This window comes from Acinetobacter albensis (genome assembly GCF_900095025.1).
Lineage (GTDB): Bacteria > Pseudomonadota > Gammaproteobacteria > Pseudomonadales > Moraxellaceae > Acinetobacter > Acinetobacter albensis.
In genome coordinates, this window is sequence record NZ_FMBK01000019.1 from 12,804 (window position 1) to 31,553 (window position 18,750).

The window sequence follows — 18,750 nt, forward strand, 5'->3', positions numbered from 1 at the left end:
GTTCAATATAAAAAAATAGAGCATTTGCTCCATTTTTTATGATCAATTTGTCACTTTTTTATAAAATTAATAAGTTATTAATAAAATCATATATTTAGATTTTGTGTATTTTTTCATATTTTGATAGAATTTTAGTACTTTTACATATTTATTCATAAAATATACTCTACTCTCCACCTAAAGAGCACTCAAAATTGGTCCGCTGCATTGTACAACGTGCTTTTTTGAGTACCGTCATCATCGATGAATCATAAATTCCTTGCTTCGTTAAATCTATGCGTCCATCCCGTAGTAATTTTTGATATTGTTCTTCGTCTTTTTTACTCAAATTGATTTTATATTTATTGGGAATATCGGCTTCTAAACGCTGTACCATATTAAAACTTTTTGGGATTTTTTCTACAAACCAACGACGAGATTGTACGGCAAAACCTTGCGGAAATTCATCGGATCGAATAATTAAGTCTGCAGTTACATTTACGATAGGAAAATTAATCATTCCGCCTTTTGAACCCAATCCTTTATAAATTTCTAAAGGTTTAAACGCATAAGCAGGCGCCGCGACCACATCGACTTCACCACTGTTAAATTTTTTCACAAAGTTAGAAATATCCGACATGACTGGAATTGCACCTATGCGCTGAGCCATAATTTTTTGCGCATCATCATATTCTAAAACTGCAATTTTTTTACCCTTGGCTTTTTCTATTGAATTTATAGACTTATCACGGACAAAAATATAAGCCAAACCAATTTGACCAATTCCTGCCACTTCATATTTTTCATTATTCATTGTTGTGATTAAACGTCGGTTATTACGTTTATCTAAAACGTAAGCAATCGCTTTACGTGCAATATCATTACTGGTCACTCCACCCAATGCATCAATAGAACCTGCGAATTTATTATATGATCGTGCACGCATGGAGGTCATATAAAAAGCGTCACATACGCCTGCATTAAAATCTTTTTCTACTTTTGCTTCATCTTGATAAGAAAGTAAGCTGACATTTGCCCCCCATGTTTTGCTACTTAATGCCCACTCTTCCATAAATTTATAAGATTCACCTGCTTTTCCCAATAAATCAAATACACATATTTTTTGTTTGTCTTGCGCTTGAACCATACTCGAAAAACTTAAAAGTATCCCTACAGATAAACTTAATATCCCTTTTTGCATATTGTCCCCTGATTCTTTTTGCACTTATGTTGTTCTTAAATAAATATAATGTTGTTCCTTGATTAAAAATAGAGTATTTATTCTATTTCTGACGAAAGGCTATTTTTTGTTCAAGCTTTTAAAATCTTTATTTGGATTAAATCCTGCTTTATTTGAATAATCGTTACGGTATTTTTTCTTTTCTGAGTCGCTTCCTTTAGAATAGGCGCTATTCTTCTTCAGATTTAGATATTTCAATGATTCAGTTAGATCAACTTTCTATACGTCGCGGTGGACGTGTTTTATTTCAAAAAGCGTCTATGCAGTTACATCCAGGATGGAAAATTGGCCTAACCGGTGTCAATGGAGCAGGTAAATCAACTTTATTTTCAGCCCTTTTAGGGGGTATGGAGTCTGATGGTGGTTCATTAACTCGTCCTGCGGTGTGGACGGTTGCACACATGGCACAGGAAATTAAAGCTTTAGACATGAAAGCCATTGATTTTGTGCTTTCAGGTGATGAAGAGTATTGGGAAATCCAAAACAAACTTGACCAACCTGATCTGCTAAATGATGAAGAATTAGCCCATTTATATGGTCGTTTTGATGAGATCAATGGCTATTCTGCACCGTCTAAAGCTTCACAACTGATGGCAGGATTAGGCTTTTTTGAACATCAGTCACAACTTGATGTCTCCAGTTTTTCAGGCGGCTGGCGTATGCGTTTAAATCTGGCACGTACCCTAATGAGTCGTTCAGATTTACTGCTACTTGATGAACCGACTAACCATTTGGACTTAGATGCAATTCTTTGGTTAGAGGACTGGTTAAAAGCCTATGAAGGCACTTTGGTTCTCATTTCACATGACCGTGATTTCTTAGATGCCATTACCGATCATATTTTACATATTGAAAATCAAGAACTGATTCTTTACACAGGAAATTACTCGACTTTTGAACGTACTCGAAGTGAACGATTGGCCCAACAACAACAGGCTTATGAAAAGCAATTAGAAACACGTGCCCATTTGCAAAAATATATTGATCGTTTTAAAGCACAAGCCACCAAAGCCAAACAAGCACAGAGTCGTATTAAACAATTAGAGCGCATGCAAGAATTGTCAGCCGCGCATGTCGATACACCTTTTACTTTTTCATTCCGTGAACCGAGCAAAATGAGTTCCCCTCTGCTTGAACTTGAACAAGCAGATATTGGTTATGGTGATAAATTGATTGTCACCAATGTCAATTTACAAATTACTCCGACCAGTCGTATTGGTTTACTTGGAATGAATGGTGCAGGTAAATCGACCCTCATTAAATCATTGGTCGGTGATTTACAATTGATGCAGGGATTTCGTAAAGATTCTGAATTATTAAATATTGGCTATTTTGCTCAGCATCAAATGGATGCTTTGGATGGTAATGCCAGCCCAATGTTACAATTAGCACGTATAGCCGATAAAAAAATCAGTGAAGCAAGCCTTCGTTCTTTCTTAGGTAGTTTTGGTTTTAGTGGCGAGCGCATGGATACGCCAAGTGAAAGTTTTTCTGGTGGAGAACGTGCCCGTTTAGCGCTTGCATTGATTGTTTGGCAACGTCCTAATGTCCTGATTTTAGATGAACCGACCAACCATTTAGATCTCGATATGCGTCATGCCCTAACGATGGCATTGACTGATTTTGAAGGTGCAGTCGTTCTGGTTTCACATGAACGCCAATTGGTGGCCAGTGTTTGTGACGAGCTTATTTTGGTTCATGGTGGGCAAAGTCGTGAGTTTGACGGTGATTTGACTGCATATGCAGATTGGTTACGTCAAGCGCGTATCGAAATGATCAAAAATGGTCAAAAGCCTTCGGCACCTGTGCAATCTCAAGTAGAAGTTAAATCCAGTATTTCAAAATTAGATAAAGAAGGCCAACGTAAAGAAGCAGCACGCCGCCGTGAATTGGGACGACCAATTCGTAAAAATATCGAAAAAAATGAATTACAGATTGCGAAAGTACAGCCACGTTTGATTCAAATCGAAGCATTACTAGCAGACACTGCTTTGTATGATGCAAATCGTAAAGATGATTTAATCAAATTGATGAATGAACAAACAGAGCTTAAAAATCATTTGTCAGGTGCTGAAGAAAAAATGTTAGAGCTGATGATGGAGTTAGAGGAATTAGAAAGTTCGTTTGAATAATAGCTTTCAGAAGCTTTCTTTAACATTGTAAAGCTTAGCTAAACCATCGGTGATTTTTTAATCGCAGTGTGATCCTAAAATTGCACTGCGATTTTTTATTTTTTCTACACAATGGTTTTTCAGCCTTAAGCTATTTTCATGCTTTAAATTCAAAGATAAGAAATTATATTTTTTAAATTCAAATCACCACTTTAAATTCAAAAGATTAAATCAAAAAGATTTAAATTTAAAAAGTAATACAGAACGATTTGTGGATAAATTTATTTTTTCATTTTATCAAATAATCAATAAAACTTATCCACAATTACCATTTTACCAATGGTAAAAATCTGAGTTTTAACGTTATTTCTTTACTTTAAAAACCGTAATTCTACAATTTTCCAGCCATTCTGATAAACCCATAACTCTTGAATCTGTTGCTGATTTTTTTCCAAACCAATCGTGATTTGACAACGAGTCTGATCATAATCAAACTCGAATTCTTCAAATTCAACTTCAGGTTTTTGTGGTTTCCATACGCCATTTTTTACTGCATGCGCAATGCGTTCATAACGAGTATGGTTGCTTTCCACTCGATTCTGTCGTTCATCCATAACTTTAAATTGTTCATGCTCATACTGTGCCAGTACCTCATATTGCCCTGTAAAAAATGCATTAACCCAAATATCTCGCGCTTGCTCTAATTGATTATCCATGGTGTTGATCTCGTAATATTGCATCATGATCTCCCGTTATAGATATCATCATGACCGAGAAATAAGTCAATTTAATAAAAAAATAGATCAAAATTAAATCAAATATATATAAAAATAGCACAAAAAAAGCATCCCGAAGGATGCTTTCTGATGATTGAATATACTTTATAGGCTAAGCATCAATATCTGCATTTAAGGCATTTGCTTCAATAAAGGCACGACGCGGCTCAACATCATCTCCCATTAAACAAGAGAACATTCGGTCTGCTTCGATCGCATCATCAATAGTGACTTGTAACATATTGCGGTTTTCAGGATCCATAGTGGTGTCCCAAAGTTGATCCGCATTCATCTCACCCAAACCTTTATAGCGCTGAATCATCATCCCACGGCGTGAGTCAGACAAAATATGTTGCCAAGCATCATGGAACGTCGCAACATTAATGCGTTTATCGCCTTTCTGCAAATAAGCGCCTTCTTCAAGCAAAGTGAACCAGCTCTTGGAGTTTTGCAATAGACGCTTATACTCACCCGATGCCAATAAACCTTGATCTAGTAAATAGTGATGTGGCAAATTATGCACATACACCGTTACACGTGGCCAGAAATGCTTCACAGTGGTACCGTCGGCATGTTCCTTATCAAACCCTTCCAAAGTAATTTCTGGACGTAAACTTGGTTGATATTTCACAATTGCTAGACGCAGTTGCTCTGCCCATTGCGCCACATAATTTTCATCGTAATTCTGATCAAGTTTAAAAGCATCTAAACCCAATAGACCATCCAACAAACTTGCAGGATAACGTACAGTCAAACGATTTAAACTTTTTTGTGAAACTTGATAATCACCAATGACACTGGCTAATGATTCACCACGAATTGCAGGTGAATCAGCACTAATATGCAGTGAAAGCTCATCAATTGCATTTGAAATTAAATAACTTTCTAAAGCATCATTATCTTTTAAATACTGTTCTTGCTTGCCTTTTTTCAACTTATACAGCGGTGGTTGAGCAATATAAATATAACCACGCTCTACCAGTTCAGGCATTTGACGGAAGAAGAAAGTCAATAGTAGTGTACGAATGTGCGAACCATCGACGTCGGCATCGGTCATGATGATGATTTTGTGATAACGCAATTTATCTGGATTATATTCTTCACGCCCAATACCACAACCAAGTGCAGTAATTAAGGTACCAACTTCTTGCGAAGAAATCATTTTATCAAAACGTGCACGTTCCACGTTCAGAATTTTACCCTTCAACGGTAAAATTGCTTGCATCTTACGGTTACGACCCTGTTTTGCAGAACCGCCAGCAGAGTCACCCTCGACCAAGTATAATTCAGATAATGCTGGATCTTTTTCTTGGCAATCTGCTAATTTACCTGGTAAGCCTGCAATATCCAAAGCACTTTTACGACGCGTCATTTCACGTGCCTTACGTGCTGCATCACGCGCTCGTGCTGCATCAATAATTTTGCCTGCAATCGCTTTGGCAGCACCTGGATTTTCCAATAAATATTCAGAGAATGATTTATTCATCGCCTGCTCTACAGCAGGTTTAACTTCACTGGATACCAGTTTTTCTTTGGTTTGTGAAGAAAATTTTGGATCAGGTACTTTGACTGAAACAATTGCAGTCAAACCTTCACGTGCATCATCACCTGTAACAGCTACTTTTTCTTTTTTCAGAATGTTTTCACTGTCTAAATACTGATTTAAACCACGGGTTAAAGCTGCGCGGAAACCGGCTAAATGCGAACCACCATCTTTCTGTGGAATATTATTGGTAAAACAACGTACATTTTCTTGGTAAGTGTCATTCCACTGCAAAGCCACTTCAACAGTAATACCTGTTTCAGCTGACTCAGTCGTGAAGTGAAAAATTTCATTCAGGTGTGTTTTACCTTGATTGATATATTTCACAAACTCAGACAAGCCACCTTCATAATCAAAAATATACTCTGCAGCGATCCGATCATCACGCAATACAATGCGCACGCCAGCATTCAAGAATGATAATTCACGCAAACGACGCGCTAAAATATCAACATTGAAAATGGTTTGAGTGAACGTAAGCTCACTTGGATAGAAACGAACAGTAGTTCCTGATTTTTCCGTCTCACCAATTTCACGCAATTTATAAACAGGATCGCCGTGATGATATTCCTGCTCGAAAACTTTCCCAGCACGGTGAATATTCAGTAATAATTTACTTGATAAAGCATTTACAACTGAAACGCCCACGCCATGTAAACCACCTGAAACTTTATAACTATTGTCATCAAACTTACCACCTGCATGCAGAATGGTTAAAATCACTTCGGCTGCAGACACACCTTCTTCTGGGTGAATATCCGTTGGAATCCCACGGCCATTATCTGAAACACTGACGGACTCATCTTCATGAATGACCACCAAAATCTCATCACAGTGACCAGCCAAGGCTTCATCAATCGCATTATCAACGACTTCAAACACCATGTGATGTAAGCCCGAACCATCGTCCGTATCACCAATATACATACCAGGACGCTTACGTACAGCGTCTAAACCACGTAATACCTTGATACTAGAGGAATCATAAGCTTTTTCTTGGGTTTGTTCTGTTTGAGAAGCAGCTTGATCTTCTGAACTCATGGTGTCTCCCTAGTGAAAATATAGGTCTATCCGAAGATGGGTAAAATCTAAAAAACTATTGCACAACAACGCGAACTTGACCATCTTCAACATTGAATAATTGATAACAAATAGACAAATCATGTAAATGTTTTTTTACTGATTCATACTCTAAAGTAGTCATAAAAACTTGGCTGCCCAATTGGCTCAATCGCTCAATTAAACGGCGTTGGGCTATAAAATCTAATTCTGCCGTTAGATCATCTAATAATACCACAGTTTCCCTATTACAGGCATGCAGCATTGCAATCTGTGAGAGCTTCAAAGCCATCAGTAGTAGCTTTTTTTGCCCCCGTGACAGCACGGCATCTGCCTCACCCAGCGTTGTTTTTAAACGTAAATCTGCACGATGTGGACCATATTCGGTATAACGCCTATCTACGTCTTTTTGATGGTGGACAGTTAAGTCATTCAATAAACCAAGCTCCGTGTGAAAACCTGGACTATATTCCAATTTAATCTCTAAATCTGGCAATAAATAGTGTAAATCTTGCTCAAAATAAACTTTCCATTGTTCAACAATACCACTGCGTTGGGAATGAAGGATTTCACCGTATTCAGATAGCATTTTATTCCATGGCTCTAATTCATTGAGCGCAATATTTCGTCTAGATTTGAGCAGGCTATTTCTTTGTTTTAATGCACGGGAATAATATTGCCAAGCATGATAAAAATCAGGTTCCACGTGGAACATTAGCCAGTCAATCAGCTGACGTCTTGGTTTGGCGCCATGATCAATAATGTCGGTACTTTGTGGATCGATATGTTGTAAAGGAAGAATTTTAGCCAACTGACCTTGAGTGGCAATTAAATCACCATTGACTTTAATCAGCTGCTCGCCCGAAAGCATTTTCTGCATACCAATTTTTTCAGTAGCAGATTGCGCAAATACAATCGCATCTCCCATTTCATTTTGAATATAATTTTTCGGCAAATGAGTCCGAAAAGAGCGTCCCGTTGCCAACAAATGAATCGCCTCCAAAATAGAGGTTTTTCCAGAGCCATTGTGTCCATAAAAAACATTAAACGGTTGCAACTCTTGGAGTGCAACCGCTTTTAAATTTCGAACACGCTCTATATGTAGACGCGTAATATGCATAATGAAATATAGTATAAAATAGAAAAATTAAACACGCATCGGCATGACAACATAAGTTTGATCTTGCTGTGATGGATCATGAACCAGCACAGATTGATTGGCTTCCGTCATGGTCATGGTCACATCATCACCATCCAGGGCACCCAATACGTCTAACAAATACTGGGCATTAAATGACATTTCCATTGCTTCATCTGCGTATTGAATCACTAAATCTTCAATCGCTTCATCTTGTTCTGGATTATTGGCACGTAGTTGTAGACAATCTGCACCGAAATTTAAAAATACACCGCGTAATTTTTCATTACTTAAAATAGCGACACGCTGAAGCGACTGTTTGAATACATCATGGGCAATCAATACATTTTTATTGCCACCGCGCGGAATAACACGGCGATAATCAGGGAATTTACCATCAATCAGTTTAGTGGTAAAACGTACAGTAATATTGGCTTGTTCCTTATCACGACTTGGAGCACTAATCGTCACATTTAATAATTCACGACCAATTAATAAAGATAATTGTTCATCTTCAATACTCAACAAACGCTGTAATTCTGCTACGGCTTTACGTGGAATAATGGCCTGAATTGGACTGGTTGCAGTTGAAGTTGCAGTGGTTTCACAAAGTGCTAAACGATGACCATCTGTAGTCACTGCACGAAGCTGATTTTGGTCAATTTCTAATAATGTACCTGTCAAATAAAAACGGACATCTTGCACAGCCATCGCGAAAGCTGTTTTCTCAAACAAACGTTTTAATTCGCGTTGGGTCACAGTAACTTGTGTACCTTGAGTATTTTCCGTGTTTAATAATGGGTAATCTTCTGCTGGGAGCGTACCCAACACAAAGCGGCTATTGCCTGATTTTAAAATACAACGATCTTCAGTAATTTGTAAGTCAATCAAAGCAGCGGTAGGCAAAGACTTACAAATATCCATCAGCTTACGTGCAGGAACCGTACTTTCACCCACTTGTATACATGCACCTTCAGCAAGCGTAGTACTGGCTACCAATTCTACTTCCAAATCAGAACCTGTGATGGTTAATAACTCATTGCTGACTTGAACTTTGACATTGGACAAAATGTTTAAAGTATGGCGACGTTCAACCGCTCCTACAACATGTGATAGAACATTCAGTAAGTTTTCTTTCGCGATCTTTAAACGCACGGTACATTCCTCTAACAACTGAAGATAAATAATCAATAAATATGTTTTTTAGCAGTGTACTATGCGGCAGAATATGCCGCATTGCAAGACGAGAATTTGATCAACTTTGCAGCAAACGTTGCAAGTTTTTATAATCTTCGTTGAAGATTGGATCTTGCTCACGCAGGCTTAAAACTTTCTCACAGGCATGCATGACGGTACTGTGGTCACGACCACCAAATGCCATCCCAATTTCGGGAAAACTATCGCCTGTCAGTTCACGTGCAAGCCCCATAGCAAGTTGACGTGGTCGTGCATAAATACGAGTACGCTTCGGCCCTACAATTTCTTTGAGTGGAATACGGAAATATTCACTGACTACGCGTTGGATATTTTCAGTACTGATGGTTCGGGCACGAATGGCCAAAACATCTTTCAATGATTCACGAACCACGTCCAGATCGATCGCAGTGCCTTTAAAACGAGAAATCGCAACGACTTTATTCAGTGCTCCTTCTAGTTCACGCACATTTGCGACCACCTGTTGCGCCACAAATAAAGCACAATTACGCGGTAAATCAACACCACTGTTCTCAGCTTTTTTTAATAAAATTTCAATACGGGTTTCGATATCAGGTGGCTCAACGCCCACCGATAAGCCCCAAGAAAAACGTGAAACCAAGCGTGCATCTAATTCTGTCAATTCCTTCGGATAACGATCCGAAGTCAAAATAATTTGTTTTGATTCATCTAATAATGCATTAAATGTATAGAAAAACTCCACCAAACTGGCTTCTTTTCCCGCCAACAAATGAATATCATCGACCAATAATAGATCAAGTGAACGACAGTTTTTCTTAAATTCTTCCACTTTGCCTTGTTGTAATGAGCTGACAAAATCTTGTACAAAACTTTCAGCGGTCATGTACATCACGCGTGCATTTGGTTTCGCTTGTAATAACGCATTTCCCACTGCCTGCATTAAATGGGTTTTACCTAGACCAGTTGGCCCATATAAAAACAATGGGTTGTGTTGAGATGCACCCAACTGGGTTAAAACTTTACGACAAGTTTCAGCCGCCATTTGATTAGAGCGGCCTTCAACAAACAATGAAAAAGTAAATAATGGGTTTAATAAACGCTTGCGTGTATTTTTCGATGAAGTTTCATCTTTTTCTTTTTTTGGTTTAATGACTGGGGCAGGATTGGATTGCAACGCAGCAGTGGTCGTTGCAGGTTGTTCATGGGCAGATAAAATTGCACCTGGTCGAGAATCCACCAAAATTTCAACTTTACGTACCCGCCCTTCAGACATTTGTTCAGCCAAAATAGTAATTAATTCCAGATGATGCTCTTGAATATAGCGTGTCCAATACGGATTTGGAGCATACAAGCGTAAGGTGTCATTTAATTCTTCAGCCACCAACGGACGAATCCACATGGTAAAGACATTCCCCGAAAGCTCTTGTCGCAAACGAGTTAAACAGTCTGTCCAAAGCATGTGAAACCCCTATTCAGTCCATTGTACATAATAAAAAATTACCAAGCCCGACTAAGCGGGTCGCCATTCTATCGAAGTTATCCACATCTGTCATGGCAAAAATAAGAAAATGTCAGTTAAAAATTAAAACCACCCATTTAAATTTAAATTCAAAACAGGTGTGGATAAGGTTATCCGCAAGGTGTGGATAAAATATACCATAAAGTTATCCACAAATTAACCACTCCATAGAAACATAGATATTCACAACCTAAATATATGTTTTATATTTTAAAAAACCACTTTTACACAGAAAAATAGCTCCCTAATAGTAATAAACTTAAATTTATAAATTTGAATTTATTTATTAAGTAAGTCTTCAAATGCGGATAACTCTAAAATGGTTTAAATTTAAATTCAAAAACTAAAGTAGGGGTAATTAAAATTTAAACACTGTGGATAATATTGTGAATAATTCTGTTTATAACTCACGATATTATATTAATCAATTATTTGTATTGTGTATAAAATTAATAATATTGTCAGAAAAATAAAAACAACCGTTTGAATAAAAGTATTTAAAAATTGCTTATTTTGAAAGAATACTTGTTTTTCATTGACAGCTTATCGTTTGACCACTAAAATCGCGAACCTTCATATAAGATCATTTTTGGAGTTTCAATATGAAACGTACATTTCAACCATCTGAATTAAAGCGCAAGCGCGTTCATGGTTTCCGTGCTCGTATGGCTACTAAAGCTGGTCGCCAAGTATTAGCTCGCCGCCGTGCAAAAGGTCGTCATAGCTTAACTGTTTAATTAGTTAAGCTATTACGATTTTGGGTGTTATGACACTTTATGGCTTCAGCACAAACGTACGTATACGTTGTGCTGCCGATTATAAAAGTGTGTTTGATGGTGCGCTTTTTAAAGTGCATCAACCCCATTTCTTATTTCTTGCAAAATGTTCCGAACAGCCTTCAAGCCGTTTGGGAATTGTTGTTGCCAAGAAAAAAGTGCGTCGTGCGCATGAAAGAAATCGAGTAAAACGTCTTGCTCGCGAAAGTTTTCGCCTGCATCAACAGCAGTTAGACTTATTAGATATTGTGGTCATGCCTAAAATAGGGATTGAAGCAGTACCTAATGCAGAATTGCAGCAGCAATTACAATTTGCTTGGCAGAAATTGCAACGCCTTGCCAAAAAGCATAACAAGATAGCTCCCTCCCCACAAAAGTAGAGAAGGCCAATGGTACGTTTACTGCATTGGTTGATTCGATTCTATCAGATCGCGATTAGTCCTTTATTGGGACCCCGCTGTCGTTATATTCCAACATGTTCTCAATACTCTTTAGAAGCAGTCCATTCTTATGGTGCTGTACGTGGTGTGTGGTTAGCTACTCGACGTATTTGTCGTTGTCATCCTTGGGGTGGGTCAGGTTATGACCCTGTTCCTCAAAAGGCAATTCGTTTTATTTCATTTCAGCAAATAGATTCTCAAACGCTTCACGTTGTTGTACCCTTTCGTGATCGTTTATTGAACCGAAATCACTTTAACTACTTGGGATAATAGATATGCAACAATGGGCCAGGTTTGCAATTCTAGGGGCCATGTTTGTCGTCGCATATTTGCTTATTTTGGCTTGGCAAAAAGATTATGGTCATGCAGAAACTAAACCACAGCAAAATGCCGCTGTTGTTTCGCATGAAGTATCTGCAGATTTGCCAAATGGTCAAACCGCTGCTACGACAGCATCTGACATGCCGCAAGCAAATATTGCTACTCAGCAAACTACAACAGATGCAACAGCACCTGTAAGTCAACAGCTTATTTCAGTACAAACTGACCTTTATCATCTTTGGATTAATCCTAAAGGGGGTGACATTGTTCGTATTGAATTATTGAACCATGATAAGAATAAAGACAGTGATCAACCTTTTGTGATGCTGGAAAGTGATGCAAAACGTACTTATGTTGCTCAGTCTGGTTTAATTGGTTTGAATGGGCCGGACAGTAACCGTAATGGTCGCCCAGTCTATGAGATTGAGAAATCAGCTTATACTTTGGCCGATGCCAAAGCGCAGCAAACCAAAGATGGTAAAGCGTTTAAAGTTTTATCTGTGCCAATGGTGTATAAAACTGCTGATGGCGTAGAAATTATTAAAACGTTCACCTTTAAACAAGGTGAATATCCGATTATTGTGAACCACAAAGTGGTTAACCGTAGTGGCCAAAATTGGCAAGGCCAGATGTTTGGTCAGATCAAACGTGATAATTCAGATGATCCGGGTAAATCAGATCAAGGAATTTTCACTCTGGGAACATTCCTAGGGGGTGCTTGGGGTACGCCTGAAGAACATTATAATAAGCTGAAATTTGCCAACTTCAATGAAGAAAAATTGAATGTAGAAGCAAAAGGTGGCTGGGTTGCTGTTGTGCAACATTATTTTGTAAGTGCATGGATTCCAGGTGATCTTAAGCTGACACAAGCTGGTGGTCAGCCATATAGTGCTAAATTGGAATCTCGTCAATCGACAGATAACATGAATATTATCGGTTTTACTTCGCCGATGATTAATGTACCTGCAGGTACTGCAGCTGAGTTAGACGCGACCTTCTATTCTGGTCCTAAAGTTCAATCTGAACTGAAAGATCTGGCGGTAGGTTTAAACCAAACCGTAGATTATGGTTGGTTATGGCCGATTGCTAAGTTATTGTTCCTCGGACTTCAGTTCTTCCATAACATTGTAGGCAACTGGGGTTGGTCAATTATCTTATTGACTGTATTAGTTAAACTGATTCTTTGGCCATTGTCGTCTAAGAGCTACCGCTCTATGGCGAAAATGCGTGTGATTGCACCTGAAATGCAACGCATGAAAGAAGAATTCGGTGAAGATCGTATGCGTTTCTCTCAAGAAATGATGGCCCTGTATAAGCGCGAACAAGTCAATCCATTGTCTGGTTGCTTGCCACTGCTTTTACAAATGCCGATTTTCTTGGCCTTGTATTGGGTGTTGATGGAGTCGGTTGAACTTCGTCATGCACCTTGGTTAGGCTGGATTCAAGATTTATCTGCGATGGATCCTTGGTTTATTCTGCCGTTATTGATGGGTTTGACTATGTTTATTCAGCAGTCATTGAATCCACAACCGGCTGATCCAATGCAGGCGAAAGTCTTCAAGCTGATGCCAATTATCTTTACTGTATTTATGTTGTTCTTCCCTGCAGGCTTGGTGTTGTACTGGATTGTCAATAACAGTATTACCATTTTACAGCAGAGTCTGATTAACAAGAGTGTTGAGAAGGATCGTGCGAAACGTGAAGTGGTTTAATTAACAACTGCTCGTGAAGTACTGAATAAATCCGCTTAAGATGGTAATCTTAGGCGGATTTTTCTTTGTTTATGATTTGGGATTTTTGAGGTGAATGTTATGCAAAACCGAACAACTACGATTGCTGCGATTGCAACGCCACCTGGCCGTGGCGGTGTGGGAGTAATTCGTTTGTCTGGTCCCAAATCTTATATAATTGCAGAAGCCTTAACTCAAAAAGCACTGCCTAAAGCACGTTTTGCTGGCTTTCGTCAGTTTTATGATGCTGCGGGTGAGGTAATGGATGAAGGTTTAGCGATTTGTTTTCCTAATCCTCATTCATTTACGGGTGAAGATGTTGTGGAATTACAAGGTCATGGCGGACCTGTCATTCAAAATGCATTATTGGCACGTTTACTAGAATTGGGTGCAATCGCAGCCAAAGCGGGTGAATTTTCTATGCGCGCTTTTGAAAATGGCAAACTTGATTTGGTTCAAGCGGAATCGATTGCTGACTTGATTGATGCAACCTCACAGGCGGCTGCTCGTTCTGCGGTACGCTCGTTACAGGGTGTCTTTTCAACCAAAGTAAATAGTGTATTGGAGAAATTGATTCATTTACGTCTGCATGTTGAAGCAGCTATTGATTTTCCAGAAGAAGAAATAGATTTTTTAGCTGATGGTAAAATTTTGGCACTACTCCAAGACGTACAAAGTTCAGTAACTGCAGTACAGACATCTGCTCGTCAAGGACAGCTTTTACGTGAAGGTTTACAGGTGGTAATTGCGGGAAAACCCAATGCTGGTAAATCTTCATTGTTAAATACGCTTGCGGGAAATGATCGTGCTATTGTCACGGATATAGCGGGTACAACGCGTGATGTATTGCATGAAAAAATTACACTAAATGGTTTGCCGATTACTCTTACGGATACTGCTGGCTTGCGTGAAACAAAGGATGTGGTAGAAAAAGAAGGGATTCGCCGTGCCATTAAAGAAATTGAACAAGCCGATTTATTATTGTTGGTGTATGACTTAACCCAAGGTGATAATCCTTTACAGTTGGCACAAAACTATTTTGCTGAGCATCTTGAACCCAAGCGTTTAATGTTGATTGCCAACAAATGTGATTTGACGGGCACTGTTGCCGAAATTGGCGATTATCAGGGATTTCGTCATATTACAGTTTCTGCTAAGCAAGAAACTGGCGTTCAAGCGCTTGTAGATGCGATTACAGCACACGCAGGCTTCCAGCCAGAAGAAGATACCTTTATAGCCCGAACACGTCATTTAGATGCAATGAAGCGCGCGCAGCTATATCTTTTAGAGGCAAATGAGCAGTTAGTGGTATATCAGGCTGGAGAATTGGTAGCGGAGTCACTACGGTTGGCACAAAATGCTTTGGCAGAAATCACTGGTGAGTTTAGTGCAGATGATCTATTGGGGAAAATTTTTGGATCGTTCTGTATTGGAAAGTAATTCAATAATGACTTAAATGCGAACTCTATTTGAGTAATGTTGAAAAAATAGCCTTAATTTATAAGGCTATTTATAAAAGTTCATTTAATCAGCAATCAGATGAACTTTCTTATGCCACATCAAAAGACTTAAACACAATAAGCCAATCACAATACAAAATCCTAAAATTCCGAAGGTTAAGCCAAAATGATCAGCAAGATAACCCACTGCAACAATAGGAACAATAGTACCTAAATATCCAATGAACAAATAAGTCGACATGACCGCGGCCCGATTGTCTATTGATGTCATTTTATGAATTAAACCAAATGCACCCATTAATCCAAATCCATGGCCAATACCCACAAAAATATCACTTAAGAAGAATAAGCTACTCCACTGCATGGTCATACACAGCGCCAATAAGACCAGACTCATGGTCAGGGTAATTAAACCATAATTTAAACATTTTTCCGCAGCCAATGATTTGGCAAAAAATTGTACTATTGCGGAAATAAATAAAATACTCGAAATGGCAGCCCCACTTACGAAAGGTCCATGCCAAGGAATTAAATCTTTAACAAATGAAGGCGATAAAGAAGCAAATAGGCCAAACACGCCAAAGGCACAAAAAGCAGTTAATCCTGCAATAAAGAATTCAGATTTGTATTGAGGTGCTGGAATTTCTAAATGTGGTGCTATCGAAAATGGCTGAGATTTAAATTGAGGAGTCTTGACGCGATATAAACCGAAAAAACATAAAATTGCAGCTACAATAATGGGTAAGTAGGGCGTAACTAAAGGTTCATGAGAAAATTGTGCAATTAATCCGCCGATAAAAGGCCCTAAGCCGAAACCAATCACGGTAATAATAGAACTTAATTGTGGTGCATTTTTTTTATGGCTATCTGGAATGGTGGTGATTAAGCCAAGCATTGCAGAGGTGCTGATGAGTCCAGAGGCAATCCCAATAATAAACCGCCCTAGACCGAGCCAAAGTGCATTAGAGGCTATAACAGATAACAGCAAACCGATGACTACAAAAACAATCCCAATTTGCAGGGTGCGTAAAAATCCAACACTATTACTGGTTCGTCCTAGAAACAACAAGGTTGCCAAACAACCGAACATGTAAGCTACAAAAATATAAGTAATATGGCTAGGTAAAAGATGCCATAGTTCTTGATAAATCGGATATAAAGGACTGGCCAGAGCCGTGCCGATCGTACCAATACATAGTGCCAGGCTCACCATTAAAAAGGGTCGCCATGATTGCTGACTCATCATGTAAGCTCACAGAAAGATTCACCATTTGGTCAAAAAATGAATACTTTTAGAGGAAAGGGAGAATCATAGAGTAATTCTTTGAGCGTGCTATCGTCAATTTATAACATGTAAATATTACAGTGGTAAGTTTTTAATAATTCTGAAAAATTTAATCTTTTATCCAAAATTTAATTCGCTTTCAGAGTCAAGTAAAAGGGTTGGAAAATATCTTGCAGAAATGAGGCTATCTGTCAGTGTATTAAGCCATCATATTTTATTCCCATTTTGATAAATCTGGGCTGTATCACTGAACAATGAATAAAAACAATCCACGATGAAAAATTTTAGATGTTCCACGTGAAACTTTAACAGATAAATATGTGGTTTTTCGGTAATCAGTTCTTAAAATAACGCCTTTAAAAATTAAATTTTCAGTAGAATTGGCTGCAATATTTATAAGTGATATTTAACATGATTAAAAAAACATGGTTATTCGCCTTAGTCAGTGTTATCTCAAGTTTAAGTTGGGCAGATGTGAATACGGTGAAAACCAATTTGAATCAACTACATCCAAAACTGAAGATTGAAAATATTCAAACCACTGAAATGAAAGGTATCTATAGTGGATTGATGGATAATCAAGTGGTTTATATGGGCGAAGATGCGCAACATATCCTGATTGGCTCTATGTTTCGCCTCAGTGATCAAAAAAATATCACCAAAGATTTAGTGCTTAAACAAAACAGTATTGATTGGAAAAAATTGCCTTTACAAGATGCTGTGAAAACAGTACGAGGTAATGGGAAACGCCAGATTGCAGTATTTTCTGATCCAAATTGCCCGTATTGTAAACAGCTTGAGACTGAATTAAATAAATTAAACAACGTCACTATTTATACTTTTATTTATCCGATCAAAACACAATCGGTTGCAATATCAAAACAGATTTTTTGTGAGTCAGATCCTGCTTTAGCTTGGTCAAATTTAATAGGCAAAGGGATTCAACCCCGTTCAATAAAAGCATGTGCCAATCCCGTTGAACGTAATTTAAATCTAGGAAAATCTTTAGGTTTAAACGGTACACCCACGATTATTTTTTCAAATGGCTTTAAAGCGATGGGTGCCTACCCTGCTTTAGAAATAGAGAAAATTTGGAAAGAATTGGGTTTATAAAGTATTGCAGTTTCTACAAAATAAATATCAAATAAAAAGCACCTTATTGAAAGGTGCTTTTATTTCAATTGAATATTGATGGGTTAAACACGAGATTTTTTGGTCATTAAATTATAGATAAACAGAATAATAATGGCGCCAATCACTGATGCGATGAATCCAGCTGCAGAGTTTTGGTCGTAGAGTCCGAGCAACCTACCTGCATAAGTGGCCAGTAAAGAACCTGCAATACCTAATAATGTGGTCACAATAAATCCAGATTTATCATTACCAGGATGAATGGCACGCGCGATTAAACCAGCAATAAAACCTACTACGATGGCAACGATTAATGTCCACATAAGTGCTCTCCATTTATCTTTTGTTTATATATTTTCATCAAGATTTAAAAGTAATCATTCATGATTTATGACAAAACGAATAGATGAATCATGCTAATAACTGTTGTTTTTTTGTTCTTAGAGAAGTTTGGCCGATAAAAAAAGTGGCTATCAGCCACTTTAAAATTGAGAAAAATTTTATAGACCGATTTCACCAATAAACGGTAGATGACGATATTTCTGGTCATAGTCTAAGCCATAACCCACAATGAATTTATCTGCAACTTCAAAGCCTAAAAAATTGACCTTAAGTTCAATTTCACGGCGTGAAGGTTTACTAACTAAAGTACAAAGTTCAATAGAGTTTGGTTGGCGAGTTTCAAGTATTTCTAAAACTTTGCTGAGGGTATTACCTGAGTCAATAATATCTTCAATAATCAACACATCTTTGCCACGAATCTCACCGTCCAAATCTTTCAAAATTTTAACATCACGGCTTGAAACTATACCCCCACCATAACTAGATACAGTCATAAAATCGAGTTCATGCGGCTTGCTGATGACACGACATAAATCTGCCATAAAAATGACAGAACCACGAAGTAAACCAATCAAAACAAGTTCTTTGTCACTATGGGCATAGTGAGCATCAATTTTTGCGCCAAGCTCTTTGACTTTGGCTTGAATTTCTTCAGCCGAAATCATTACGCTCATTTGAACGGTCATGGGTAGATACCTAAAAAAAATCAAAAAATAAAAAAGGT

At 38.1% G+C, this 18,750-nt stretch carries 16 protein-coding genes; 7 read left to right on the forward strand and 9 right to left on the reverse strand.

Annotation, left to right across the window (positions count from 1 at the left end; all coding sequences use genetic code 11):
• Positions 1 to 166: 166 nt before the first annotated feature.
• On the reverse strand, positions 167 to 1,180 hold the full coding sequence (locus tag GA0116959_RS13570) for a putative solute-binding protein (RefSeq protein WP_053579158.1): 1,014 nt from the start codon (positions 1,178 to 1,180) through the stop codon (positions 167 to 169).
• Positions 1,181 to 1,416: 236 nt separating this feature from the next.
• On the opposite strand from GA0116959_RS13570, the gene GA0116959_RS13575 reads away from it, so the two are divergent.
• Positions 1,417 to 3,351, forward strand: coding sequence for an ATP-binding cassette domain-containing protein (locus tag GA0116959_RS13575; RefSeq protein WP_092721134.1), 1,935 nt, complete (start codon positions 1,417 to 1,419; stop codon positions 3,349 to 3,351).
• Positions 3,352 to 3,701: 350 nt separating this feature from the next.
• On the opposite strand, the gene GA0116959_RS13580 is transcribed toward GA0116959_RS13575, so the two are convergent.
• The 5 genes from GA0116959_RS13580 to dnaA form a co-directional block, all read right to left on the reverse strand.
• A complete protein-coding gene (locus tag GA0116959_RS13580) occupies positions 3,702 to 4,046 on the reverse strand; it encodes a hypothetical protein (protein WP_092721149.1) in 345 nt (114 codons plus the stop codon).
• A gap of 172 nt (positions 4,047 to 4,218) precedes the next feature.
• Positions 4,219 to 6,690, reverse strand: coding sequence for a DNA topoisomerase (ATP-hydrolyzing) subunit B (gyrB, locus tag GA0116959_RS13585; RefSeq protein WP_092721135.1), 2,472 nt, complete (start codon positions 6,688 to 6,690; stop codon positions 4,219 to 4,221).
• Positions 6,691 to 6,745: 55 nt separating this feature from the next.
• Positions 6,746 to 7,828 carry a DNA replication/repair protein RecF gene (gene recF, locus GA0116959_RS13590; RefSeq protein ID WP_092721136.1) on the reverse strand — a complete coding sequence of 361 codons (1,083 nt, stop codon included), beginning with the start codon at positions 7,826 to 7,828 and terminating at the stop codon, positions 6,746 to 6,748.
• A 27-nt stretch (positions 7,829 to 7,855) separates the two neighbouring features.
• Positions 7,856 to 9,001, reverse strand: coding sequence for a DNA polymerase III subunit beta (gene dnaN, locus GA0116959_RS13595; protein WP_053579163.1), 1,146 nt, complete (start codon positions 8,999 to 9,001; stop codon positions 7,856 to 7,858).
• A 100-nt stretch (positions 9,002 to 9,101) separates the two neighbouring features.
• Complete coding sequence (gene dnaA / locus GA0116959_RS13600; RefSeq protein WP_053579164.1) at positions 9,102 to 10,481, reverse strand: chromosomal replication initiator protein DnaA; 1,380 nt, start codon at positions 10,479 to 10,481, stop codon at positions 9,102 to 9,104.
• Positions 10,482 to 11,143: 662 nt separating this feature from the next.
• Here dnaA and rpmH point away from each other — a divergent pair.
• The 5 genes from rpmH to mnmE all read left to right on the forward strand — a co-directional run bounded on the left by rpmH (position 11,144) and on the right by mnmE (position 15,248).
• Positions 11,144 to 11,278: a 50S ribosomal protein L34 gene (gene rpmH / locus GA0116959_RS13605; protein ID WP_000831329.1), complete on the forward strand. Its 135-nt coding sequence runs from the start codon at positions 11,144 to 11,146 to the stop codon at positions 11,276 to 11,278.
• 29 nt (positions 11,279 to 11,307) lie between these two features.
• A complete protein-coding gene (rnpA, locus tag GA0116959_RS13610; RefSeq protein WP_053579165.1) occupies positions 11,308 to 11,697 on the forward strand; it encodes a ribonuclease P protein component in 390 nt (129 codons plus the stop codon).
• Positions 11,698 to 11,706: 9 nt separating this feature from the next.
• Positions 11,707 to 12,027 (forward strand): membrane protein insertion efficiency factor YidD, encoded by a 321-nt coding sequence (gene yidD, locus GA0116959_RS13615; RefSeq protein WP_053579166.1) that lies wholly within the window; start codon positions 11,707 to 11,709, stop codon positions 12,025 to 12,027.
• Positions 12,028 to 12,032: 5 nt separating this feature from the next.
• A complete protein-coding gene (gene yidC, locus GA0116959_RS13620) occupies positions 12,033 to 13,790 on the forward strand; it encodes a membrane protein insertase YidC (protein WP_092721137.1) in 1,758 nt (585 codons plus the stop codon).
• Between the two features lie 99 nt (positions 13,791 to 13,889).
• On the forward strand, positions 13,890 to 15,248 hold the full coding sequence (gene mnmE, locus GA0116959_RS13625; RefSeq protein ID WP_092721138.1) for a tRNA uridine-5-carboxymethylaminomethyl(34) synthesis GTPase MnmE: 1,359 nt from the start codon (positions 13,890 to 13,892) through the stop codon (positions 15,246 to 15,248).
• An 84-nt stretch (positions 15,249 to 15,332) separates the two neighbouring features.
• Here mnmE and GA0116959_RS13630 read toward each other — a convergent pair whose 3' ends face one another.
• The gene (locus GA0116959_RS13630; protein WP_092721150.1) at positions 15,333 to 16,511 is read right to left on the reverse strand and encodes an MFS transporter; all 1,179 of its coding nucleotides are present in this window, start codon (positions 16,509 to 16,511) and stop codon (positions 15,333 to 15,335) included.
• A 453-nt stretch (positions 16,512 to 16,964) separates the two neighbouring features.
• On the opposite strand from GA0116959_RS13630, the gene GA0116959_RS13635 reads away from it, so the two are divergent.
• A complete protein-coding gene (locus GA0116959_RS13635) occupies positions 16,965 to 17,666 on the forward strand; it encodes a DsbC family protein (protein ID WP_092721139.1) in 702 nt (233 codons plus the stop codon).
• Positions 17,667 to 17,749: 83 nt separating this feature from the next.
• On the opposite strand, the gene GA0116959_RS13640 is transcribed toward GA0116959_RS13635, so the two are convergent.
• The gene (locus tag GA0116959_RS13640) at positions 17,750 to 18,007 is read right to left on the reverse strand and encodes a GlsB/YeaQ/YmgE family stress response membrane protein (protein WP_053579171.1); all 258 of its coding nucleotides are present in this window, start codon (positions 18,005 to 18,007) and stop codon (positions 17,750 to 17,752) included.
• A gap of 177 nt (positions 18,008 to 18,184) precedes the next feature.
• Positions 18,185 to 18,712 (reverse strand): hypoxanthine phosphoribosyltransferase, encoded by a 528-nt coding sequence (hpt, locus tag GA0116959_RS13645; protein WP_092721140.1) that lies wholly within the window; start codon positions 18,710 to 18,712, stop codon positions 18,185 to 18,187.
• Positions 18,713 to 18,750 lie beyond the last annotated feature (38 nt).